Origin of the sequence: Microtetraspora malaysiensis (assembly GCF_050947145.1) — a bacterium.
Taxonomy (GTDB): Bacteria; Actinomycetota; Actinomycetes; order Streptosporangiales; family Streptosporangiaceae; genus Microtetraspora_A; species Microtetraspora_A malaysiensis.
Window position 1 is genome coordinate 3,176,463 of record NZ_CP191998.1, and the last position, 20,759, is coordinate 3,197,221.

The following is a 20,759-nucleotide window of genomic DNA, read 5'->3' on the forward strand; positions in this document are numbered from 1 at the left end:
ACGCTAATACGTACGGGAAGGATCGGCGCGCAGAGCTTTCATGAAGAACTGGGTCGTGGGCCCGATCGCGAGAGCGAAGACGATCGTCCCGACGCCGACGGTGCCGCCCAGGAGCCAGCCCACGGCGAGCACGGTCAGCTCCACCAGGGTCCTGGCCACGCGGATGGACAGGCCGAGGCGGTGCAGCCCGGTCATCAGCCCGTCGCGCGGCCCCGGCCCGAAGCCGGCGCCGATGTAGAGGCCGGACGCGGCGGCGATGCAGACGATGCCGCCGAGCAGGAACGCCCACTTCACCACCCAGAAGGACGGCGCGGGCACCAGCGCCATGGTGGCGTCGGCGCAGGTCCCGACCACCAGCACGTTGCTGATCGTGCCGAGGCCGGGGCGCTGGCGCAGCGGGATCCACAGCAGCAGCACGAGGGCGCCGACGAGGTTGATGCACAGGCCCATCGACCAGCCGGTGCGGATGGACATCCCCTGGTGGAACACCTCCCAGGGGTCGAGGCCGAGCCCGGAGTGGACCAGCAGGCCGATCCCGGCGCCGTAGCCGGCCAGCCCGACGTACAGCCGCAGGAGCCGCGCGGGCAGCGACCCGGCACGGGGCAGTGAGAGTTCGCTCATAGTGGTCCCATGGTCCGGGCCATTGACTTGCAAATAAAGGGCCAATCAGGACAATTGGCTTTATGGACCGATATCTTAGTGCGCGGCAACTGGCCCGCCTTGTCCAGGTCCCGGCCGAGACGCGGCCCTACTACAAGGCACTCGCCGAGTCGGTGCGGTCACTGATCCTCGACGGCCGCCTCGCCGTACGCGTGCGACTGCCCGCCGAGCGGCACCTCGCCGAGGAGCTGGGCGTCAGCCGCACCACCGTCACCACCGCCTACGACCGGTTGCGGGAGCAGGGCTACCTGGAGAGCCGCCAGGGGGCCGGAAGCTGGACCGCGCTGCCCGACCCCGCCGCGCTCGGCGTCGAGGGCCCCTGGGTCGTGTCCGACGACGAGGGCCGGCTGCCGCTGCACTGCGCCGCGCCGCCCGCCACGCCGTACCTCGGGGACGCCATCGCGGCGGCGGCCGAGGCCTACCACCGGTACGCGCTGGGCATGGGGTACGACCCGATCGGGGTCGCGCCGCTGCGGGAGGCCGTCGCCCGCAGGTACCGCGAGCGCGGCGTCGCCACCCGCCCCGAGCAGATCATGATCACCGCGGGCGCCCAGCACGCCATCCACCTCGTCATGTCGCTGCTCGTCGGCCCGCAGGACCCGGTGCTGGTGGAGTCGCCCACCTTCTCGCACGCCATCGACGTCGCGCGGCTGCGCGGCGCCCGGCTCGTCCCGGTCGGCATCCAGGAGGACGGCTGGCACCTCGACCTGCTGGAGTGCGCGCTCCGGCAGTCGGCCGCCCGGCTCGCGTACGTCATCCCGGACTTCCACAACCCCACCGGCCACCTGATGGGGGACGAGGACCGGGCCGCGCTGGTGGCCGCCGCACGCCGTAACGATGCCATCCTGCTGGCCGACGAGACCTGGGCCGAGCTGGCGCTCGACGACGTCGGCCCCCGCAGGCCGCTCGCCTCCTTCGACACCGACGGCCGGGTGATCAGCATCGGCTCCGCGTCCAAGCTCTGGTGGGGTGGCCTGCGCGTGGGCTGGATCCGCACCACCGCCGCGCTGGTCCGCAGGCTCGCCCTCTTCCGGGCGTCCGTGGACATCTCGGGCGCGATCGTCGAGCAGCTCGCGGTGACCCACCTGTTCGACCGCCTGGAGGAGACCCGCGCCGACCGGTGCCGCTCGCTGCGCGCCTCACGAGCGGCGCTCGTCGCGGCGTTGCACGCGGAGCTGCCCTCGTGGACGTTCACGCCGCCGCCCGGAGGCGGTTCACTGTGGATCAGGCTGGACGCGCCGGTTGCCACCCCGCTCGCGGACGCGGCCGCGGCGCGGGGCGTGCGGATCGCGCCCGGCCCGTGGTTCGGCGTGGACGGGACGCTCGAACACTACGTCAGGATCCCGTTCACCCAGCCGCCCGACGTCCTCACCGACGCGGTCCACCGCATCGCCGCCGGCACCGGCTCGTACGGCTACCGCCCGGCCGAGCCGCTCACACCGACCCTCTGACGCCCCACGCCAGGGGCGCGCGCCAGCCGTACCGCATGGCGAGGATGCGGAACGTGAAGGCGAGCACGGCCGAGGACAGGGTGGCGACGAACCCACGCACGCCCGCCGTGTACAGCACGGCCATCGCGGTCGCGCCGAGCATCGCGGGCAGGGCGTAGAGCTGGCGGTCGTAGAGCAGGGTCGGCATCTCGCCCGACAGGACGTCGCGGATGACGCCGCCCCCGACCGCCGTGCAGACGCCGAGGAACACGGCGTGCAAGGGGGCCATGCCGGAGTGCAGCGCCTTGGCCGTCCCGACCGCGCAGAACAGGCCGAGGCCCGCCGCGTCGAACACCAGCACGCCCGGCATGGCCCGCTCGACCCGTGAATGCCAGAAGAACGCCACGACGGTGGCCGCGATCGGCACCAGGAGATATCCGGTGTCGCGGAACGCGGCGGGCGGCACGCCGATGAACAGGTCGCGCATGATGCCGCCGCCGACGGCGGTGAAGAAGGCCAGGACCGCCATGCCGACAACGTCGAGCCGTTTGCGGACGCCTTCAAGCGCGCCGGACAGGGCGAAGACAAAGATTCCGGCGAGGTCGAGCACGTGGTTCACGTCTGCTCAGTCTCCCATAAGCCGGGAGAGCCTCCGAGCGCAGGCCAGCATGACGAGGCCCGCAATCACCGCGAAGATGGCGAGGATCAGGAAATACCACGGCATCGGCACCACGCGGGTGAGCCGGTACGCCTGGCCGCCGATGGAGTCGCCCAGGGCGACCGCGAGGAACCAGACGCCCATCATCTGGTTGACGAACGCCTGCGGGGCGAGCTTGTTGGTGACCGACAGCCCCACTGGGCTGATGAACAGCTCGCCGAGCGTCTGCACGAGGTACACCGAGATCAGCCACATGATCGACACCTTGGTCCCGCCGGACGCCGCGTCCGCCGCCAGGGCCATCACCACGAAGCTGAGGCCGACCAGCACGAGCGCGGCCGCGAACTTGAGCGGTGTGCCGAACCGGTCGCCCGCCTTGATCCAGATCTCCGCGAACACCGGCGCCAGGATGATGATCACGAGCGAGTTGACGTTGGACACCCACCCGGCCGGGATCTCGAAGCCGAGGACGTTCAGGTCGGTCTGATGCTGGGCGAAGAGCGTGAGCGCCCCGCCCGCCTGGTCGTAGATCATCCAGAAGATCGCGGCCGCGATGAACAGCCACAAGTACGCGACCAGCCGGGTCCGCTCCCGCGGCGTGATCTCGTGCGAGCCCAGGAACAGGAAGGCGAAATACGCCGCGGGCACCGCGGCGGACACCACGGTCAGCACGATGGTGAACCGGTCGAGGTTGAGGGTGCCGGTGATCGCCCACAGGACCATCGCCGCGACCGCCGCGCAGCCCGAGGGCAGCGCGACCCGGACGAACCGGGCGCGCTCCTCCGGGGTCAGCCGGTGCTCCGCGTGCTCGCCCGCGCCCTTCAGATGCCGCTTGCCCAGCACGTACTGCAGGAGCCCGAAGGCCATGCCGACCGCCGCCGCGGCGAACGCGAGGTGCCAGCGGTCGCCCCGCTGGAGCCACGGCACCACCTGGATCCCGGCGAACGCCCCGACGTTGACTCCCATGTAGAACACCGAGTAGCCCGAGTCGCGCCGGGCGTCGTCCTCGTGCCGGTAGAGGTCGCCGACCATCGCCGAGATGTTCGGTTTCATCATGCCGCTGCCCAGCGCGATCAGGATGAGGCCGAGCCACACGAACCCGCCCCCGGACGGTACGGCCATGCTCACGTGCCCGGCCATGATGACGCTCCCGCCGTACAGCACGGCCCGGCGCGCGCCGAAGACCCGATCGGAGAGCCAGCCGCCGGCCAGGGCGAGCAGGTAGACCGAGGCGATGTAGACGCCGTAGACGCCGATCGCGGTCACCCCGGGCAGTCCCATCCCGCCGCGGGCCGGGGAAGCGGTGAGGAACAGCACGAGGATCGCGCGCATCCCGTAATAGCTGAAGCGCTCCCACATCTCGGTGCCGAACAACGTCGCCAGGCCGCGCGGATGCCCGAAGAACGTCCGCTCACGCGCCCCCGTCTGCGACTCCATGCCCTGTTCCCACACGCCCAGGACCACCCCCGAACCGCCCCCGGCGGGTATTACCGATGTCTGCCCCGTCGTGCTGCGAGCAAGCGCGAAACGTCGAGAGAAGTGGGTCTTGTCGCTGCCCGTCCGATGTGGTGCGATGCATGCCACTCGTCCAAGACTCCACGCACTTGGAGGCGCGATGCCCGGGGTCCTTGAGGAGCGCGCCGCGATCGAAAGCGAGATCGCGGGCCTGACGATCTGTGCACAGCTGAGGCGGACCGCCGCCGAACATCCCGACGCCCCCGCCTACTCCGATCCCGTGGAAGGCGGCTGGCGTACGCTGAGCTACGCCGAGGCACGGCGGCGGGTCCTGGAGATCGCCGCCGCGTACGCCGCGCTGGGCGTCGGCCCCGGCGACGCGGTCGCCCTGATGATGGTCAACCGCAGCGAGCACGTCCTGGCCGACCTCGGGGCGGTCCACGCGGGCGCGTTCGCCTGCTCGGTCTACAGCACCTTCACCGCCGACCAGGTGGCGTACATCGCCCGTGACGTCGAGGCCAGGGTGGCCGTCGTCGGCTCCGCCGAGCTGGTCCGGTGGGAGCCGATCCTGTCGCGGCTGCCCCTGCTGGAGAAGGTCGTCGTGCTCGACGGGACGCCTCCTCGCGACGACCGCTTCCTGAGCTGGGACGACTTCCTCGCCCTCGGGGCGGCGCGGCTGGCGGCCGACCCGGAGGCCGTCGAGTCGCGCTGGCGGGCGGTCCGCCCCGGCGACGTGGCGACCGTCCTGTACACCTCCGGCACCACCGGTGACCCGAAGGGCGTCCCCCTCACCCACGCGAACCTGGCCTACGAGGCCGTAGCCACCGACAGGATGACGAACCTGCCGTCCTTGGGTGCGCAGATCTCCTACCTGACCTACGCCCACATCGCCGAGCGTGTGCTCAGCCTCTACCTGCCGCTCTTCAAGGTCTCCCATGTCCACTTCTGCACCGACCTGGCGAACCTGGCCCCGACGCTCGCCCAGGTCAGGCCGGTGATGTTCTTCGGCGTGCCGCGCGTCTGGGAGAAGATGGCCGCCCGGCTCCAGGCGCTGCTCGCCACCCAGCCGGAGGAGCGGCAGGAGCAGGTCCGCGCGGCCATGACCGCCGGGCTCGCCTACGTCGAGGCCGGCCAGTACGGCTCGTCCGTCACGCCGGAGATCCAGGCCGCCTACGACCGGGCGGACGCCGCGCTGCTGTCGTCCATCAGGTCGCTGATCGGCTTCGACCGGGCGAACTGGCTCGCCACCGCCGCCGCGCCCCTGCCGGCCGAGGTACAGCGCTTCTTCGCCGGCCTCGGCATGAAGGTCATCGACGTGTACGGCATGACCGAGACGACCGGCGCGTTCACCGCCAACACCCCCGCGGCGTACAAGCTGGGTTCGGTCGGCCGGGCCGAGCCGGGCGTCGAGGTGCGGATCGCCGAGGACGGCGAGATCCTCACCCGCGGCCCGCTCAACACCGGCGGCTACCTCAACCGGCCGGACGAGGGGCTCTTCGACGCGGACGGCTGGCTGCGCACCGGCGACGTCGGCTCCATCGACGCGGACGGCTTCGTCCGGATCGTGGACCGCAAGAAGGAGCTGATCATCACCGCGGGCGGCGAGAACATCTCGCCGGCCAACATCGAGAACACGCTCAAGGCGCACCCCCTGATCGGGCAGGCCCTCGCGTACGGCGACCGCCGGCCGTACCCGGTGGCGATCCTGACCCTGGACGCCGAGGTGGCCCCGGGATGGGCGCGGGCGCGCGGCATCGAGTTCGACGACCTCGCCGAGCTGGCCGGGCACCCCGACGTGCTGAAGGCGGTCGAGACCGCCGTCGACACGGCGAACGCCAAACTGGCCCGGGTGCAGCAGGTGAAGAGGTGGCGGCTGCTGCCCGTCGAGTGGACGCCGGAGACCGAGGAGCTCACGCCAAGCCTGAAGCTCAAACGGCGGGTCATCCACGCGAAGTACGCCGACCTGATCGCCACGCTGTACGAGTGAGCCGGACGAGCCGGATCGGGTGACGTTTTGCCATCCGGGGTGGTTTTCCACCCCGGGGGCATTACCCGGGCCTGCCTACGGTCTTCGGCCATGAGCAGACGTCTAATCGCCAGGGCGGCCGTCGCGGCCGCCGTCCCGCTGGCCGCCCTCGGGGCGGCGCAGACACCGGCGTTGGCCGACGACGAGCTGGCCATCCGATCCGTCACCGTGCAGCCGGGCGACCCGGTCGTCGGCCCGTCGGGATCAGAGAAGCTGGTGGTCGACGTGGTCACGCGCGGGACGCGCGGCGACCGCGCGGTCACCGTCAAGGTCGAGCCCGGCCCGCCGCCGGCCGCCTCCACCGGACAGTCCCCGGGCGCCGCCCCGGCCGTCGTCCCGCCCCGGCCCGGGGCCGCCCCGGTGCGCCCGCTCATCGACGGGAGCACCGGCTCCGTCTCTGTCTCGGCCACGCGGTCCACCCAGGGCGGCCAGGGCGCCGGACGGTCCACCGGGTGGGAGAAGTGGAGGTTCCAACCTGAGGTGGGGCTGTCCCGCTGGTACCCGAGCGGCCAGTGGACCGTGGTCGCCACCGCCAAGGGCGCGAACGGCGCCACCGTCAACAGCTACACGACCTTCTACCTCCGCCGGTCGACGCGGTTCGAAGGCATCAACGTGAACCGCGGCGGCGACGGCACGCGCGTCACCGGGACCCTCATGCGGGTCGACCCGAAGGGCCAGGTCGACTACCGGCCGTTCGCCGGGCAGGAGGTCACGATCCGATTCCGCGAGTCGGGCGCGGCCGACTGGAAGAACATGGGGACCGCCGTCACGAACAAGGACGGCTGGTTCGAGAGCCGGGCGCCGGTCAGGACCGGGGGCACCTGGCAGGTCGAGTTCGGGGGGACCGCGCACTACGGTTCGGACACCGGTGTCGCCTCAGGCTGATATCACCCTTTTAGAAGGCTAGTTGCGAATTTGTGATGTTTTAGGGGCAACTTTTCTCTTCCTTTACACGTCTCTTGACGTAAGCGCGCCCCGTGCCGGGGCGCGTTCACAAACGGGGAGAGGAAAGAACCCTCATGGTGAAACGCATCACCGCCACTCTGGCGGTGGCCGTCATGGGCGCCACGGCGCTCGCGACGGCCACGCCGGCCTTCGCTGACGCACCGGACGACTCCCGCAGCCCGAGCCCGCAGGTCTCCCAGACGCCCGATGCCTCCTTCTACCGGGCCGACTCCCGGATCGTGTCGGTCGACGTCAACCCCGGCACGGTCGTCGTCCGCCGGCACGGCTCGGTCCGCGTCACCGCGACCGTCCGGACCAAGGACGTCAAGGACGTCACGATCGACGTCGTGGAGCCCCGGGGCGGCGGCCACGGCGGCGGCCACGGCCACTGGGGGGCGCGCAAGGACGACAACCCGGAGCGGCTGCGCGGGCCCAAGTGGGACACGAAGTCGCAGTCCTGGGACTTCGACTGGAGCCACAAGACGGGCACCTGGACGGTCCACGTCGAGGCGTTCGGCTACGACGGCAAGGTCATCACCGCCGACCGGACCATCTCCGTGAAGCACGACGACTGGCAGCGTCCGCCCGCGCCGCAGGGGCCGAAGGCCACCCGCATCAACGACTTCACCGCCTCCCCGAAGCCGGTTCGGAAGGGGAACCGGCTCAACCTGCAGGGCAGGCTTGATGTCGCGCAGTGCTACAGCGACTGGTACTACGACTGGGACGACTACACCGGCCGCTGGGGCCGGGGCGACGACTGCCGCGAGGGCCGGGGTTACTGGCACGACTGGCACTGGCTCGGTGGCAAGGACGTCGACGTCTACTTCCAGCCCCAGGGCTCCCGGCGCTGGAAGTACGTCCAGACCGCCGAGACCGACGGCTCCGGCCGCTTCGCGACCAAGGTCCGGGCCACCCAGTCCGGCACCTGGGCCGTGCGCTTCGACGGCGACCGCCGGCTGAAGGGCTCCGAGGCGTCCGCGTACGTCAAGGTCGTCGGCCGCGGTTGGGGCCACCGCTGAACGGAGGACCTGACGGCGCGTACCGGCGCCGCCACGACTCGGCCCGGCTCCCTCATGGGAGCCGGGCCTTCCGTCTTCTCTTCTCCGGAGCCGTTCTTCACTGGGCCGCGGCCGCGAGGGCGGCGTCCTCGCACCTGATCCGGACCGCCATCAGGGCCGCGTTGAGCACGGTGAACCCGATCGCCGTCAGCCACGCGGAGTGCACCAGCGGCAGCGCCATGCCCTCCACCGCCACGGCCACATAGTTGGGATGGCGCAGCCGACCCAGCCGGTACGGCCCGCGCCGCACCGGCGGCATCCCCGGCACCACGATCACGCGGGTGTTCCATCGGGGGCCGAGCGTGGCGACGCACCACCAGCGCAGCCCCTGCGCGGCGAGGACCAGGGCGAGCATGGACAGGCCGAGCGCCGGGACGAACGGCCGACCGGCCAGGCGCACCTCGACCAGACAGGAGACGAGCAGCCCGGTGTGCAGCGCCACCAGCGCCGGGTAGTGGCCGCGCCCGCTGACCACACCACCCCGGGCCAGGCTCCACCGGGTGTTGCGCCGGGCCACGACCAGCTCGGCGACGCGTTCCGCCGCCACCGCGAGGACGAGCAGGGCGTACCAGCTCACGGTGTCCCTACCAGCGGAGCAGGACGAGTTCGGAGCAGAAGCCGGGGCCCATCGCGAGCAGGACGCCCGGCGTGCCCGGAGGCGGCGGCTGCGGTGACGCCATCGTGTCCCGCAGCACGAACAGCACCGAGGCGGAGGAGAGGTTCCCCGCCTGGGCGAGTGAGCGCCAGGTCACGTCCAGCGCGCCCTCGGGCAGGTCGAGGGCGGCGGCGACGGCCTGGAGCACCTTCGGGCCGCCGGGGTGGCAGACCCAGGCCGTCACGTCCTTCGTCGTCAGCCCCTGGTCGGCCAGGAACTCGCGCATGTCGTCGGCCAGGTGCTCGCGTACCAGCTCGGGGATGCGCACGTCCAGCACCACCTGGAAGCCGCTGTCGCGCACGTCCCAGCCCATCACCCCTTCGGATTCGGGATAGAGGCGGCTGCGCGTGGCCACTACGGCGGGGCCGGAGCAGGCCCGCTCGTCGCCGCACGCCACGACGGCGGCGGCGCCGTCCCCGAAGAGGCCGCTCGCGATCAGGTTCGCGATCGAGCTGTCCTCGCGTTGCAGGGTGAGGGAGCAGAGCTCCACCGCGAGCAGTACGGCGACCTCGCCAGGCGCGCCGCGCAGGTAGTCGTGCAGCCGTGCGATCCCGGCCGCTCCGGCGACGCAGCCGAGGCCGAAGACCGGGAGCCGCTTGACGTCGGGGCGCAGCCCGAGCCGCCCGGCCATCCTGGCGTCCAGCGAGGGCGCGGCCACTCCGGTGGTGGAGGCGACGATGATCAGGTCCACGTCGGAGCCTTCCAGGCCGGCCGCCTCGAGCGCGGCGGCGACCGCCTCCGCCCCCAGATCGACCGCGGCGTCGACGTAGACCTCGTTCGCCGCGCCGAATCCGTCGAGTTTGGCGTACTTCTCGATCGGCAGCACGAGGTGGCGCTCACGGACGCGGGCGCTCGTGTGCAGCCGGTCGAGGAGGGGGCGGACGTCCTCCGGGATCGGGCACAGCTCCGCCAGCCGGTCGGTGATCTCCTCCTGGGCGTACCGGTTCGGGGGGAGGACGCACTCGACGGCGGTGATTCGCGGCATCGAAACCCCCTAAGGCGGGAGATATGTGCCATTTATCACTATTTGCCCGGTTTGATGGGCGTCATGCCTGGGATCCGGCCGCACCGGGCCGGGTCCAAGGCCCGCGGGGCGCGGAAAGAGGGGGCGGAGCCGCTCCGGGAGAGATCGCGTCACTATTTCGCGCCCTTCCGGGGGAGGGCTTCCAGGCTGAGAGCTGTGGCACAGTATGGCCGTGACAAACACGTACATAAGGGGCGCAACCCTCGAGGACCTCGACGCCATCGCGGCGGTGGCCCTGGCCACCGGCCAGGGAGAGGAGTGGACCGGAGCCGATCCGGCGTACGTCGGTCACCTGCTGGCCCACGGCCGGGTGGTCGTCGCCGAGCAGAACGGCACGGTGACCGGGTTCGGCGCGACCCGCAGGATCGGCGACGGGCCGGACGCGGTGACGATGCTCTGCGACCTGTTCGTCGACCCCCGATCCCACGGCCGCGGAGCGGGGAACGCGATGCTCAGGGCCCTCTGGCAGGACACCCCCCGGCGCATGACGTTCAGCAGCCTGCACGCGCACGCGCTGCCGCTGTACACGAGGTCCGGCCTGGACGCCTGGTGGCCGCTCCTCTACCTGGGCGGCGACGTGCGCGCCCTTCGCCTCCCGCGCGGCTGGACCGTCTCGGAGACCGGTCCCGGCGAGGTCGCCGCGCTGGAACTGGAGTGGACCGGCGTGGACCGGGCCGCCGACCACACCGCCTGGGTGGCCCGTCCCGGCGGACGGGCGCTCCTCGTCTCCCGTGACGGCGTGGTGGTCGCCGCCGCCGCCGTGGGCGGCGCCGAGCCCGAGTACGGTGTCACCCACATGGCCGCGGACCCCGCGGCGGGCGCCAACGCGGTCAGGGACGCGGTCGTCGCCGTGCTCGCGACGCTGGACCCGCCCGGCGGCCGGGCCACGGTCTGCCTGCCCGCGCCCCACGTGGCGACCCGCCCCCTGCTCGCCGCGGGATGGCACAGCGACTCCATGGACGTCTTCATGGCCACCGACCCCAGCCTCCTCGACCCGCGCCGCAGCGTTCCCTCACCCGCCCTCGCCTGACGCGGGGCCGACGGTGCGGGCGGAGAGGTGTGGGCGGAGAGGCGACAGGCCATAGGCTTGAGGTCTCCGAACGTCCGGGAGGTCCCCCTTGCTGGTTGACTCATTCGGCCGGGTCGCGACCGACTTGCGCGTCTCACTGACCGACCGATGCAACCTGCGGTGCTCGTACTGCATGCCGCCCGAAGGGCTGGACTGGCTTCCCAAGCCCGACCTGCTCACCGCCGAGGAGATCGTCCGCCTCGTCACGATCGGCGTGGAGCGGCTCGGCATCACCGAGGTGCGCTACACCGGGGGCGAGCCGCTGCTCCGCCGGGAGCTGGTGGAGATCGTCGCCGCGACCGCACGGCTGCGCCCGCGCCCCCAGATCATGCTGACCACGAACGGCATCGGCCTCGCCAGGCTCGCCGCCCCGCTGGCGGAGGCCGGGCTGGACCGGATCAACGTGTCGCTCGACACCCTGGACCCGGCCGTGTTCCTCCGCCTCGCGCACCGCGACCGCCTGCCCGACGTCCTCGACGGGCTGGCCGCGGCCCACCGGGCCGGGCTCACCCCCGTAAAGATCAATGCGGTGCTGATGCGGGGCGTCAACGAGCACGAGGCGGTCCCGCTGCTGCGTTTCAGCCTCGACCACGGGTACGAGCTGCGCTTCATCGAGCAGATGCCGCTCGACGCCCAGCACGGCTGGCGCCGCGAGAACATGATCACCGCCGACGAGATCCTCGGCCGGCTCAAGGCCTCCTTCGACCTGGTGGGGGACGATCCGCGCGATCGCGGCAGCGCGCCCGCGGAGCTCTTCCTCGTGAACGGCGGCCCGGCGCGGGTGGGCGTGATCGGCTCGGTCACCCGTCCGTTCTGCGGAGCGTGCGACCGCGTCCGGCTCACCGCCGACGGCCAGATCCGCAACTGCCTGTTCGCCACGGAGGAGTCCGATCTCCGTACTGCCCTGCGCTCCGGGGCGTCCGACGACGACCTCGCCGCCCGCTGGATCAGCGCCGTTGGCCGGAAGAAGGCCGGTCACGGCATCGACGACCCGTCCTTCCTCCAGCCGGCCCGGCCCATGTCGGCCATCGGAGGCTAGGTTGTGCCGTACGACGCGGTGATCCTGGCCGGCGGGCACGCGCGGCGGCTGGGGGGACGGGACAAGCCGGCGGAGCCGGTAGCGGGACGGTCCCTGATCGAGCGGGTCGCCGCGGCCGTTCCCGGCGCGCGGACCCTCGTCGTCGTCGGCCCCCCGCGTCCCGGGCGCGGGCTGGAGCGGGCCGTGCACACCCGGGAGGAGCCGCCCGGATCCGGCCCGGTGCCGGCGCTGCGGGCCGGGCTCGCCCTCGTCACGGCCGATGAGATCGCGCTGCTCGCCGCCGATCTGCCCTTCCTGTCCGCGGATCACGTGACGGCGCTGCGGGCCGCGGCGCGGGAGGCGGGCGCCGCGGGCGCCGTGCTGATCGACGACGAGGGCGCCGAGCAGTGGCTGACCGGCGTGTGGCGGACGCGGGCGCTCCGCGAGGCGCTCGCCCGGTACGGCGGCCGCTCGCTGCGCGGGGTGCTCGGCCCGCTCGAACCGGTGACCGTCCGCCTCGCCGCGGAGGCGGGCGGGCGGGCCCCCTGGTTCGACTGCGACACTATGGACGATCTCGACCGGGCGCGCCGGACTCGAGGGACGAACGAGGAGACCGCGTGAACGTGCTGGAGGAATGGACCGCCCTGGTCTGCCGCGAACTGGGCGTCGATCCCGCGAGGGTGGACCGCGAGGCGGTGCTCGACCTGACCCGTGATGTGGCCCACGGCGTGGCCCGGCCCGCCGCGCCGCTCACCGCCTACCTGCTCGGGCTGGCCCAGGGAGCGGGCACCGCCCCCGAAGACGCGCTGGAGCGTCTCTCCGCCATGGCCCGCAACTGGGAGCAGGCGACGACCGAAACCCGCAAGGACGCCTGACCACGGATCCGTGATCCCGTAGTGCCTGTCCGAAGGTTGCGGATATATCGCGACACGCTGTGAAACGATGGCGTTCGCATAAAAGCGGTAATTTGTTCGAATTAAGGCGAAATTCGAGAAAAAAGAAGGGCAGCGCCGGGTGGTTACGGGGGCAAACCACCCGGCGCCGCTTCATCGGCGTTCCGACGGGGGCCCGGAACGCCGGCACCAGCGCTCCGACGGGGGACCAGAGCGCTTGGCTAAACTGTACACCTACAACCCATGGGTTGCGTCAAGACTTTGTCACGACCCGATCTCGCGTCGATGCCGTGGTATCTCGTTTTGGTTAGATTCCACGGTTTCCATGGGCGACGGTTGACCTTTCCCTCGCTCATTGGCCCCGATCACGGCAACGTATGGCAAAACCACGGCCCCCGCGACGAGCAGCGCCCGCACCGGCCACGGCGCCGGCACGGCGACGGCGAGCACGAGGCACACGAGACGAATGGACATCTTGATCACGTAGCTGATCTCGCGGCGCCGGATGTCCGCCGACAGCGAGGGCCTGGCGTCCGTAACCTTGTGCACTGTCCGGTTCCGGCCCAAAAGCTTCACAAACTCCACGGTAGACCCCGCATGGTGGGGGCGCGAAAGCGCCGCAGCGATACGAGCATGAGTCCGAGCGAGAGGGAGGACGTCATGTCGGACCGAACCTATCGGGTGACCGAAATAGTGGGCACTTCGGGGGAGAGCGTCGACCGGGCCATCCGCAACGGCATCCGGCGCGCCGCCGAGACTCTGCGTCACCTCGACTGGTTCGAGGTGACCGAGGTGCGCGGCTACATCGAGGACGGCGAAGTGGCCCACATCCAGGTCGGGCTGAAGGTCGGTTTCCGCCTCGAAGACGCCTGAGGCGCGGCCGTCACGGGAACGGCCGCGCCTCGACAAGACCTCGGGGTCAGTTCGCCTGGCTGACCGTGGACATGTTGAAGTCGGGCACCCTGATCGCCGGCATGACGGTGCGGGTGAAGTAGTCGTTCCACTCGCGCGGCAGCGTCTGCTCGCTCCGCCCGACCTCGGACAGCCGGCCGAGCAGATCGACCGGTGACTCGTTGAACCGGAAGTTGTTGACCTCCCCGACCACCTCGCCGTTCTCGACGAGGTAGACGCCGTCCCTGGTCAGACCGGTGAGCAGCAGCGACTGCGGGTCCACCTCGCGGATGTACCACAGGCAGGTGAGCAGCAGCCCGCGCTCCGTGCCGGCGATCATCTCCTCCAGCGAGCGGCCGCCGTCCGGCCCCGTCATGATCAGGTTGTCGATCGACGGGGTGGCCGCGAGCCCGGTCAGCTCGGCGGAGTGCCGGGTCTGCACCAGGTTGGCCAGCCGTCCCCCGGAGATCCAGTCCGTGGCGCCGAGGCCCAGGCCGTTGTCGAAGACCGACTGCTCCCGGCCGGAGGCGTGCGCGAGGACGAACGGCGAGCACTCGATGCCCGGGTGCGCCGGATCACTGTAGAGCCGTACGGGGAGGTCCGAGAGGCGCTCCCCGACCCGCGTGCCGCCGCCCGGCTTCGAGAAGACCGTACGGCCGTCGGCCGCGTCCCTCGCCCCGGACGACCAGTAGAGGTAGATCATCAGGTCGGCGACCGCGGTCGGCGGCAGGATCGTCTCGTACCGCCCGGCCGGGACGTCCACCCGGCGCTTGGCCCAGTCGAGCCGCCGGGCGAGCGTGGCGTCGAGCGCCGCGACGTCCACGTCGGAGAAGTCGCGGGTCGCCACGCCGGTCCACGCCGACCGGGACAGGTCCGCCGACTTCGCGTTGAGCTCCAGCCGTCCGGTGGGCTGGTCGTGCCGGGCGCGCAGCCCGGACGACGTCCCGACGAAGGTGGAGGCCAGGATGTGCTCGGCGAAGCCGTACAGCTTCCTGCCGGAAGCCTCGGCCGCCGCGAACGACTCGCCCAGCGCGGGCGCGAAGTCGCGGAAGATCTCGATGGTCGTCGGCTCGACCGCCCGGTTCCAGTCACCGAGGGAGTCGCCGCCGGGAAGCGACCGGGCGTCCTCCGACGGCTGGGCGTCCCGCGCGGCCTGGTCGGCCGCGGCCACCACGTCGGCGAGCTGGTCGGGACGCACCGCGGCCCGGGACACCACGCCCACGCCCTGCCCCACGATCGAGATCACCGTCAGCCGTGAGGACCGCGCGACCCCGTTGGTGGTGAGGGTGTTGCCGGCGAACCGCAGGTTCGCCGTGGACCCCTCCTCCACGATCACCACGCAGTCGTCGGCGCGGCTGAGCGCGAGGGCCCGCTCGACCGTCTCCTGGGGAGTGCCCATGCGCTCGCTCACTTGCCGCCCTCCTGCACCGTGTTGAGGATCCGCACGCCCCGGAACAGCGCCGACGGCGTGCCGTGGCTGACCGGCGCCACCTGCCCCGGCTGGCCCTTGCCGCAGTTGAAGGCGCCGCCGAGGACGTACGTCCCCGGGCCACCGACGGCCTCCATGGAGCGCCAGAAGTCGGTCGTGGTCGCCTGGTAGGCCACGTCGCGGAGCTGCCCGGCCAGCCGGCCGTTCTCGATCTTGTAGAAGCGCTGGCCGGTGAACTGGAAGTTGTACCGCTGCATGTCAATCGACCAGCTCTTGTCACCGAGGATGTAGATCCCGCGCTCCACCCGGGAGATCAGCTCCTCGGTGGAGGGGCCGCCCTCGGCCGGCTGGAGGGACACGTTGGCCATCCGCTGCATCGGCACGTGACCGGGGGAGTCGGCGAACGCGCACCCGTTGGAGCGCCCGAAGCCCTTCAGCAGGGCCATCCGCCGGTCGAGCTGGTAGCCCACCAGGACGCCGTCGCGCACGATGTCGAACGACTGCCCCTCGACGCCCTCGTCGTCCCAGCCGACCGTGGACAGGCCGTGCTCGGCGGTGCGGTCGCCCACCACGTTCATCACCGGCGAGCCGTACTTCAGGGTGCCCAGCTGGTCGAAGGTGGCGAACGAGGTGCCCGCGTACGCCGCCTCGTAGCCGAGCGCGCGGTCCAGCTCGGTGGCGTGGCCGATCGACTCGTGGATGGTCAGCCACAGGTTGGACGGGTCGACCACCAGATCGTACGAGCCCGCCTCGACCGAGGGCGCCTTGAGCTTCTCGGTCAGCAGGTCGGGGATCTCGGCCAGCTCGGCCGGGAAGTCCCAGCCGGTGCCGGTCAGGTATTCGAAGCCGCGGCCGACCGGGGGCGCCAGGGTGCGCATGTCGTCGAACCGGTCGCCGTCGGTGCGCATCGCGGTCAGCACCGGATGCAGCCGCACCCGCTGCTGCGTGGTCACCGTCCCCGCCGTGTCGGCGTAGAACTTCTGCTCCTTGACCTGCATCAGCGAGGCGGAGACGTGGTCGACCCGGCCCAGCAGACCGGCCGACCAGCCGCCGAGCAGCTCGACCTTGTCGCGCAACGGCACGTCGAACGGGTCCACGTCGTACGCGGAGACCCAGGTGACGTCGGCGTGGACGGGCTCGGGCGCGAGCTCGATCGCCTCGCGGTTGATGGGCGCGCTGACCTCGGCGACCCGCACCGCCTCCTCGGCGGCGCGAACGGCGGCCTCGGGCGTCAACTCGACGCCGGAGGCGAAGCCCCAGGTGCCATCCTTGATCACTCGTACGGCGAAGCCGAGGTCGTCGGCGTCCATGGAACCCTCGAGCCGGGCGTCGAACAGGCGGAGGGTCTCCGAGCGCACCCGCTCCAGGCGGAACGCCGCGTGCTCGGCGCCCAGGTCACGGGCGCGCTGCAGGGCCGCGTCCGCCAGCCGCCTGAGCGGCAGGGCGAGGAAATCGGGATCGATCTGGCGCATGTCCACGATCCTAACCGTGTGATCTTGTGCCCTGCGGACAAGTGGGTTACCCGGCAGTAAGCGATAGCGTCCCGTGCATGGCTCGTTCTGTTCTCGTCACCGGCGGCAACCGCGGCATCGGTCTCGCCATCGCCCGCGAACTCGCCGCCGCCGGCGATGCCGTCGCCGTCACCTACCGCTCCGGTGAGCCCCCGCAGGGCCTCTTCGGCGTCCGCTGCGACGTGACCAACACGGCGGACGTGGACGCCGCCTTCGAGAAGGCCGAGGCCGAGCACGGCCCGGTGGAGGTCGTGGTCGCCAACGCCGGCATCACCAAGGACACGCTGCTGCCGTTGATGAAGGAAGAGGCCTTCACCGACGTCATCGACACGAACCTCACCGGCGCGTACCGCGTAGCCAAGCGGGCGGTGCGGCCGATGTTGCGGCTCAAGCGCGGCAGGATCGTGCTGATCTCCTCGGTCGTCGCCATGCTCGGGTCGGCCGGCCAGACCAACTACGCCGCCTCCAAGGCCGGGCTGATCGGGTTCGGCCGGTCGCTGGCCAGGGAGCTGGCCTCGCGCGGCATCACGGTCAACGTCGTCGCGCCCGGCTTCGTCGAGACCGACATGACCGCCGTGCTCGACGAGGCCCAGCAGGAGGCGATCCGCAAGAGCATCCCGCTCGGCCGCCAGGCGAGCGCGGACGAGATCGCGAAGGTCGTCAGGTTCCTGGCGAGCGACGACGCCTCCTACGTAACCGGCGCGGTCATCCCCGTGGACGGTGGCCTCGGAATGGGCCACTGACCTCCTGGAAGCAACCCGGAAGGCATTCCGGCACGGACGAGAACGGGTGGCCGAGGGCCACCGGGAACTGGAGCTGACACATGGGTCTGCTGGACGGCAAGAGGCTGCTGGTCACCGGCGTCCTCACCGACTCCTCGATCGCCTTCAGCGTGGCGAAGCTCGCGCAGGAGGAGGGCGCGAGCGTCGTGCTGACCGGCTTCGGCCGCCTCAGCCTGGTCGAGCGCATCGCCAAGCGGCTGCCTGAGCCGCCGCCGGTGATCGAGCTGGACGTGCAGAACACCGAGCACCTCGACACGCTCGCCGACCGCGTGGGCGAGCACCTGGACGGCCTGGACGGCGTCGTCCACTCCATCGGCTTCGCCCCGCAGACGTGCCTGGGCGGGAACTTCCTCAACACGAGCTGGGAGGACGTGGCGACCGCCCTCCACGTCTCCACCTACTCGTTCAAGTCGCTCGCCGTCGCGTGCCTGCCGTTGATGAAGGACGGCGGCGCGGTCGTCGGCCTCGACTTCGACGCCACCAAGGCGTGGCCGGTCTACGACTGGATGGGTGTGGCCAAGGCGGGGCTGGAGTCCTGCTCCCGTTATCTCGCGCGCGACCTCGGCAAGCACGGCATCCGGGTCAACCTGGTCGCCGCCGGGCCGCTGCGCACCATGGCCGCCAAGAGCATCCCCGGCTTCCAGGAGTTCGAGGAGAGCTGGCCGGACAAGGCGCCCCTCGGCTGGGACCTGACCGACACCGAGCCCGCGGCCCGGGCCTGCCTCGCCCTGCTCTCCGACTGGTTCCCCGCCACCACCGGGGAGATCGTGCACGTCGACGGCGGCGTCCACGCGATCGGAGCCTGACCCGGCCGCCGCCGCACTCATCGTGCGGCGGCGCCGTCGGTCGCCGATGACCGGCGCTCAGGCCATGCGGTGGCGGCCCGGCGAGCCGCTGAGCCGGATGCCCTCGAGGGGCATCGACTCGGGCACGTTCGCGCGGGCGCGGCGCGCCGACACCACGCGGGTGGCGAGCACCGCCGACAGCAGCAGTGCCGCGGTCAGCGCCGTCTCCATGCCGTTCTGCGACCGTCGCGCCGGGATCGCCGCGCCCTTCATGTGGGTGGACAGCCCCGGGACGTACTGCCCCGGCCACAGCAGCGGGATGCCGACGTCGTCCGGGTCCACCGAGAGGTCGACCGGGCGGATGGTCCGCCCCTCGTCGATCAGGTTCGGCCGGCTCTCCGGGGGGCGGATGGGTTCGGTCGGGAGGATGTCGTTCCCGGCCTCGCCGCGCACCATGCCCGCCTTGGTCTTGTCCGCCGCGTCCTCGCCGGACGGCTTGGCCGTACCGCCCCCCGTGTCGCCGCAGGCGCCGCCGGGGGCCCCTGGGAGGCAGCCGTCCTTCTCCGTCTCCGTCTGGGTCAGCCCGCCGGTCAGGTCCGCCGCGCCCCGCACGACGTCGTCGACGGCGCCCACCGCGCCCCCTACGACTCCGCCGACCGCGCCGCCGACACCGCCTCCGGACGATCCTGAGCCGGCCGAAGCACCCGTGCCGCCCGTGCCGCTCTGGGCGCCCAGCGCGTCACCGAGTCCCTTGACCGTGCCGTTCAGCGTGTCCGTGACCCCGCCGACGGTGTCCCCGAGGGTGTTGGTCACGCCGCCGACGGTGCCTCCGAGGGTGTTGGTCAGGCCGCCGACCGTATCGCCGAGCCCGCCACCGCCGCCGAGGCCGCCCACCGTGTCGGCCACTCCGCCCACGGTTGTGCTCAACGTGCCGGTCACGCCGTTGACCGTGCCGTTCACCGTGCCCGTCACACCACCGACCGCCGTGTCGACCACGCCGCTGAGCCCTGACGTCGCGCCGCCGGTCGCCGCGTCCAGCGTGCCGGTCACGCCGTGGACCACCGAGCAAAGTCCGTTGGTCACGCCGGACAGGATCCCGCTGCCCGTGCAGTCGGCCGCCTGCGCCGGCTCGGCCGCCAGCAGGGGGACTCCCACGCTGAGGGCAACCGCCAGCGCCCCCGCAGAGATCGCGGAGGTGTGACGTCCGATCTCCATATGCTCCCCTTCCCGAAATCCGGATTCGTCGTTTCCCCGCTCGTCGGACGTGTCCGGCGCCCCGCCGCTCCCGACCCGGCCACACCTCGCCGTCGCCGTACGGTGAATGTCGTGGAATGTCGCGTGAACGTGATGGGCGGCATGTGCCGGACGAGCCCTACGACTCCCACTCTTTTCCCATGCGCCCCGATTTTTCGCCGAAAGTTGCGATTCGGTATCGACGCGTGATACGCGAGAAGAACTCTCGTTTTTACGTCAGGGGTGCCGGAGACCGACGTCGGGGCGGCTCAGGAGTCGGAGACGTCGTCCAGGGCTTCGCGGATCTCCCGCGGGAGGGTGAGCTCCTCGGCCTGGAGAACCCCGAGAAGCTGGGCATGCGTGCGCGTGCCGACCACGGCGGCCGACACGCCCGGGCGGTCCCGGATCCACGCGAGAGCCACCGAGAGCGGCGACACGCCGAGGCCGTCGGCCGCCGTAGCGACCGATTCCACGATCCTGCGGCACCGTTCATCCAGGTATGGCCGGACGAACTCGGCGAAATGCGGCGTCGCCGCGCGGGAGTCCGCGGGGATGCCGGTGCGGTACTTGCCGGTCAGCACGCCCCGGCCGAGCGGCGACCAGGCCAGGAAGCCGGCGCCGACGTGCGCGGCGGCCGGGAGCACCTCCTGCTCCGCGTCCCGGGCGAGCAGGGAGTACTCCCCCTGGGCGCAGACGATGGGGGCGCGGGAGTCGGCCGCGCGCTGCCACACCGCCGCCGCGGCGAGCTGCCAGCCGGCGTAGTCGCACACGCCGGCGTAGGCCGTACGCCCCGTGGAGACGGCGAGATCGACGGCGGCGAGCGTCTCCTCCAGGGGGACGTCGGGGTCGAAGGCGTGGAGCTGCCACAGGTCCACGTCATCCAGCCCCAGCCGCGACAGGGAGGCGTCGAGTGCGCGGATGAGATGCCGGCGCGAGGCGTCGGGCCGTCCGCCGGGGGTCAGCACCGCCTTGGTGGAGATCACCAGCTCGTCGCGCCGCACCACGTCGCGGAGCAGGCGGCCGATCAGCAGCTCGGCGTCGCCGCCGCCGTAGACGTCGGCCGTGTCGATCAGCGTGCCCCCGGCCTCGACGAACGCGGTGATCTGGGCGGTCGCCTCCTCGGCGCCGGTGTCGCGGGCCCAGGTCATCGTGCCGAGCCCCAACCGGGACACCGACAGACCGCTGCGCCCGACAAGTCGCTGATCCATTGTCAGGCCAGATTAGCGCGTCGGAACGT

The 20,759-nt window shown here is 71.7% G+C and carries 21 protein-coding genes; 11 read left to right on the forward strand and 10 right to left on the reverse strand.

Annotated elements, in window-relative coordinates; all coding sequences use genetic code 11:
- Positions 1-3: 3 nt before the first annotated feature.
- Positions 4-621, reverse strand: coding sequence for a YczE/YyaS/YitT family protein (locus ACQP1V_RS15115; RefSeq protein ID WP_433423190.1), 618 nt, complete (start codon positions 619-621; stop codon positions 4-6).
- Positions 622-683: 62 nt separating this feature from the next.
- On the opposite strand from ACQP1V_RS15115, the gene ACQP1V_RS15120 reads away from it, so the two are divergent.
- Complete coding sequence (locus ACQP1V_RS15120; RefSeq protein ID WP_433423193.1) at positions 684-2,111, forward strand: PLP-dependent aminotransferase family protein; 1,428 nt, start codon at positions 684-686, stop codon at positions 2,109-2,111.
- Here the strand turns inward: ACQP1V_RS15120 and ACQP1V_RS15125 are convergent.
- Both ACQP1V_RS15125 and ACQP1V_RS15130 read right to left on the reverse strand, forming a co-directional pair.
- Positions 2,095-2,709: a trimeric intracellular cation channel family protein gene (locus ACQP1V_RS15125; protein WP_387411032.1), complete on the reverse strand. Its 615-nt coding sequence runs from the start codon at positions 2,707-2,709 to the stop codon at positions 2,095-2,097. The genes ACQP1V_RS15120 and ACQP1V_RS15125 overlap by 17 nt on opposite strands.
- Before the next feature lie 6 nt (positions 2,710-2,715).
- Complete coding sequence (locus ACQP1V_RS15130) at positions 2,716-4,185, reverse strand: peptide MFS transporter (RefSeq protein ID WP_433423197.1); 1,470 nt, start codon at positions 4,183-4,185, stop codon at positions 2,716-2,718.
- A 178-nt stretch (positions 4,186-4,363) separates the two neighbouring features.
- Between ACQP1V_RS15130 and ACQP1V_RS15135 the strand changes: the two genes are divergently transcribed.
- The 3 genes from ACQP1V_RS15135 (at position 4,364) to ACQP1V_RS15145 (ending at position 8,193) form a co-directional block, all read left to right on the forward strand.
- Positions 4,364-6,190 carry an AMP-dependent synthetase/ligase gene (locus tag ACQP1V_RS15135; protein WP_433423201.1) on the forward strand — a complete coding sequence of 609 codons (1,827 nt, stop codon included), beginning with the start codon at positions 4,364-4,366 and terminating at the stop codon, positions 6,188-6,190.
- A 90-nt stretch (positions 6,191-6,280) separates the two neighbouring features.
- The gene (locus ACQP1V_RS15140) at positions 6,281-7,114 is read left to right on the forward strand and encodes a hypothetical protein (protein ID WP_433423203.1); all 834 of its coding nucleotides are present in this window, start codon (positions 6,281-6,283) and stop codon (positions 7,112-7,114) included.
- 134 nt (positions 7,115-7,248) lie between these two features.
- Positions 7,249-8,193, forward strand: coding sequence for a hypothetical protein (locus ACQP1V_RS15145; protein ID WP_433423205.1), 945 nt, complete (start codon positions 7,249-7,251; stop codon positions 8,191-8,193).
- Between the two features lie 97 nt (positions 8,194-8,290).
- On the opposite strand, the gene ACQP1V_RS15150 is transcribed toward ACQP1V_RS15145, so the two are convergent.
- Together ACQP1V_RS15150 and ACQP1V_RS15155 are read right to left on the reverse strand one after the other, a co-directional pair.
- Positions 8,291-8,809, reverse strand: coding sequence for an isoprenylcysteine carboxyl methyltransferase family protein (locus tag ACQP1V_RS15150; protein ID WP_433423208.1), 519 nt, complete (start codon positions 8,807-8,809; stop codon positions 8,291-8,293).
- 7 nt (positions 8,810-8,816) lie between these two features.
- Positions 8,817-9,872, reverse strand: coding sequence for a type III polyketide synthase (locus tag ACQP1V_RS15155; protein WP_433423211.1), 1,056 nt, complete (start codon positions 9,870-9,872; stop codon positions 8,817-8,819).
- A gap of 211 nt (positions 9,873-10,083) precedes the next feature.
- On the opposite strand from ACQP1V_RS15155, the gene ACQP1V_RS15160 reads away from it, so the two are divergent.
- The 4 genes from ACQP1V_RS15160 to ACQP1V_RS15175 all read left to right on the forward strand — a co-directional run bounded on the left by ACQP1V_RS15160 (position 10,084) and on the right by ACQP1V_RS15175 (position 12,873).
- Positions 10,084-10,941 (forward strand): GNAT family N-acetyltransferase, encoded by an 858-nt coding sequence (locus ACQP1V_RS15160; protein WP_387411040.1) that lies wholly within the window; start codon positions 10,084-10,086, stop codon positions 10,939-10,941.
- Positions 10,942-11,029: 88 nt separating this feature from the next.
- Positions 11,030-12,019 carry a GTP 3',8-cyclase MoaA gene (gene moaA, locus ACQP1V_RS15165; RefSeq protein WP_433423214.1) on the forward strand — a complete coding sequence of 330 codons (990 nt, stop codon included), beginning with the start codon at positions 11,030-11,032 and terminating at the stop codon, positions 12,017-12,019.
- A gap of 3 nt (positions 12,020-12,022) precedes the next feature.
- Positions 12,023-12,619 (forward strand): molybdenum cofactor guanylyltransferase, encoded by a 597-nt coding sequence (mobA, locus tag ACQP1V_RS15170; protein WP_387411042.1) that lies wholly within the window; start codon positions 12,023-12,025, stop codon positions 12,617-12,619.
- Positions 12,616-12,873 (forward strand): DUF6457 domain-containing protein, encoded by a 258-nt coding sequence (locus ACQP1V_RS15175; RefSeq protein ID WP_387411044.1) that lies wholly within the window; start codon positions 12,616-12,618, stop codon positions 12,871-12,873. Before mobA ends, ACQP1V_RS15175 begins: the two co-directional genes overlap by 4 nt.
- A 282-nt stretch (positions 12,874-13,155) precedes the next feature.
- Here ACQP1V_RS15175 and ACQP1V_RS15180 read toward each other — a convergent pair whose 3' ends face one another.
- Positions 13,156-13,467: a DUF3099 domain-containing protein gene (locus tag ACQP1V_RS15180; RefSeq protein WP_067131680.1), complete on the reverse strand. Its 312-nt coding sequence runs from the start codon at positions 13,465-13,467 to the stop codon at positions 13,156-13,158.
- A gap of 84 nt (positions 13,468-13,551) precedes the next feature.
- Between ACQP1V_RS15180 and ACQP1V_RS15185 the strand changes: the two genes are divergently transcribed.
- A complete protein-coding gene (locus ACQP1V_RS15185) occupies positions 13,552-13,764 on the forward strand; it encodes a dodecin (RefSeq protein WP_067131683.1) in 213 nt (70 codons plus the stop codon).
- A 46-nt stretch (positions 13,765-13,810) separates the two neighbouring features.
- Here ACQP1V_RS15185 and ACQP1V_RS15190 read toward each other — a convergent pair whose 3' ends face one another.
- Both ACQP1V_RS15190 and ACQP1V_RS15195 read right to left on the reverse strand, forming a co-directional pair.
- On the reverse strand, positions 13,811-15,181 hold the full coding sequence (locus ACQP1V_RS15190) for a metallopeptidase TldD-related protein (protein ID WP_433425841.1): 1,371 nt from the start codon (positions 15,179-15,181) through the stop codon (positions 13,811-13,813).
- Between the two features lie 8 nt (positions 15,182-15,189).
- Positions 15,190-16,683: a TldD/PmbA family protein gene (locus ACQP1V_RS15195; protein ID WP_433423219.1), complete on the reverse strand. Its 1,494-nt coding sequence runs from the start codon at positions 16,681-16,683 to the stop codon at positions 15,190-15,192.
- 77 nt (positions 16,684-16,760) lie between these two features.
- Between ACQP1V_RS15195 and ACQP1V_RS15200 the strand changes: the two genes are divergently transcribed.
- A complete protein-coding gene (locus ACQP1V_RS15200; RefSeq protein ID WP_067131694.1) occupies positions 16,761-17,465 on the forward strand; it encodes a beta-ketoacyl-ACP reductase in 705 nt (234 codons plus the stop codon).
- Between the two features lie 80 nt (positions 17,466-17,545).
- Positions 17,546-18,310, forward strand: a complete 765-nt coding sequence (gene fabI, locus ACQP1V_RS15205) for an enoyl-ACP reductase FabI (RefSeq protein ID WP_387411048.1) — start codon at positions 17,546-17,548, stop codon at positions 18,308-18,310.
- A 57-nt stretch (positions 18,311-18,367) separates the two neighbouring features.
- Here the strand turns inward: fabI and ACQP1V_RS15210 are convergent, their stop codons facing one another.
- Complete coding sequence (locus ACQP1V_RS15210; protein ID WP_433423222.1) at positions 18,368-19,504, reverse strand: hypothetical protein; 1,137 nt, start codon at positions 19,502-19,504, stop codon at positions 18,368-18,370.
- A gap of 287 nt (positions 19,505-19,791) precedes the next feature.
- Positions 19,792-20,730 (reverse strand): aldo/keto reductase, encoded by a 939-nt coding sequence (locus ACQP1V_RS15215; protein ID WP_433423224.1) that lies wholly within the window; start codon positions 20,728-20,730, stop codon positions 19,792-19,794.
- Positions 20,731-20,759: the final 29 nt, after the last annotated feature.

Coding starts and splice junctions, on each gene's coding strand:
- ACQP1V_RS15115 (WP_433423190.1), bottom strand. CDS start 621: ATGAGCGAACTCTCACTGCCCCGTGCCGGGTCGCTGCCCGCGCGGCTC.
- ACQP1V_RS15120 (WP_433423193.1), top strand. CDS start 684: ATGGACCGATATCTTAGTGCGCGGCAACTGGCCCGCCTTGTCCAGGTC.
- ACQP1V_RS15130 (WP_433423197.1), bottom strand. CDS start 4,185: ATGGAGTCGCAGACGGGGGCGCGTGAGCGGACGTTCTTCGGGCATCCG.
- ACQP1V_RS15135 (WP_433423201.1), top strand. CDS start 4,364: ATGCCCGGGGTCCTTGAGGAGCGCGCCGCGATCGAAAGCGAGATCGCG.
- ACQP1V_RS15140 (WP_433423203.1), top strand. CDS start 6,281: ATGAGCAGACGTCTAATCGCCAGGGCGGCCGTCGCGGCCGCCGTCCCG.
- ACQP1V_RS15145 (WP_433423205.1), top strand. CDS start 7,249: ATGGTGAAACGCATCACCGCCACTCTGGCGGTGGCCGTCATGGGCGCC.
- ACQP1V_RS15155 (WP_433423211.1), bottom strand. CDS start 9,872: ATGCCGCGAATCACCGCCGTCGAGTGCGTCCTCCCCCCGAACCGGTAC.
- ACQP1V_RS15185 (WP_067131683.1), top strand. CDS start 13,552: ATGTCGGACCGAACCTATCGGGTGACCGAAATAGTGGGCACTTCGGGG.
- ACQP1V_RS15190 (WP_433425841.1), bottom strand. CDS start 15,181: ATGGGCACTCCCCAGGAGACGGTCGAGCGGGCCCTCGCGCTCAGCCGC.
- ACQP1V_RS15195 (WP_433423219.1), bottom strand. CDS start 16,683: ATGCGCCAGATCGATCCCGATTTCCTCGCCCTGCCGCTCAGGCGGCTG.
- ACQP1V_RS15200 (WP_067131694.1), top strand. CDS start 16,761: ATGGCTCGTTCTGTTCTCGTCACCGGCGGCAACCGCGGCATCGGTCTC.
- fabI (WP_387411048.1), top strand. CDS start 17,546: ATGGGTCTGCTGGACGGCAAGAGGCTGCTGGTCACCGGCGTCCTCACC.
- ACQP1V_RS15210 (WP_433423222.1), bottom strand. CDS start 19,504: ATGGAGATCGGACGTCACACCTCCGCGATCTCTGCGGGGGCGCTGGCG.
- ACQP1V_RS15215 (WP_433423224.1), bottom strand. CDS start 20,730: ATGGATCAGCGACTTGTCGGGCGCAGCGGTCTGTCGGTGTCCCGGTTG.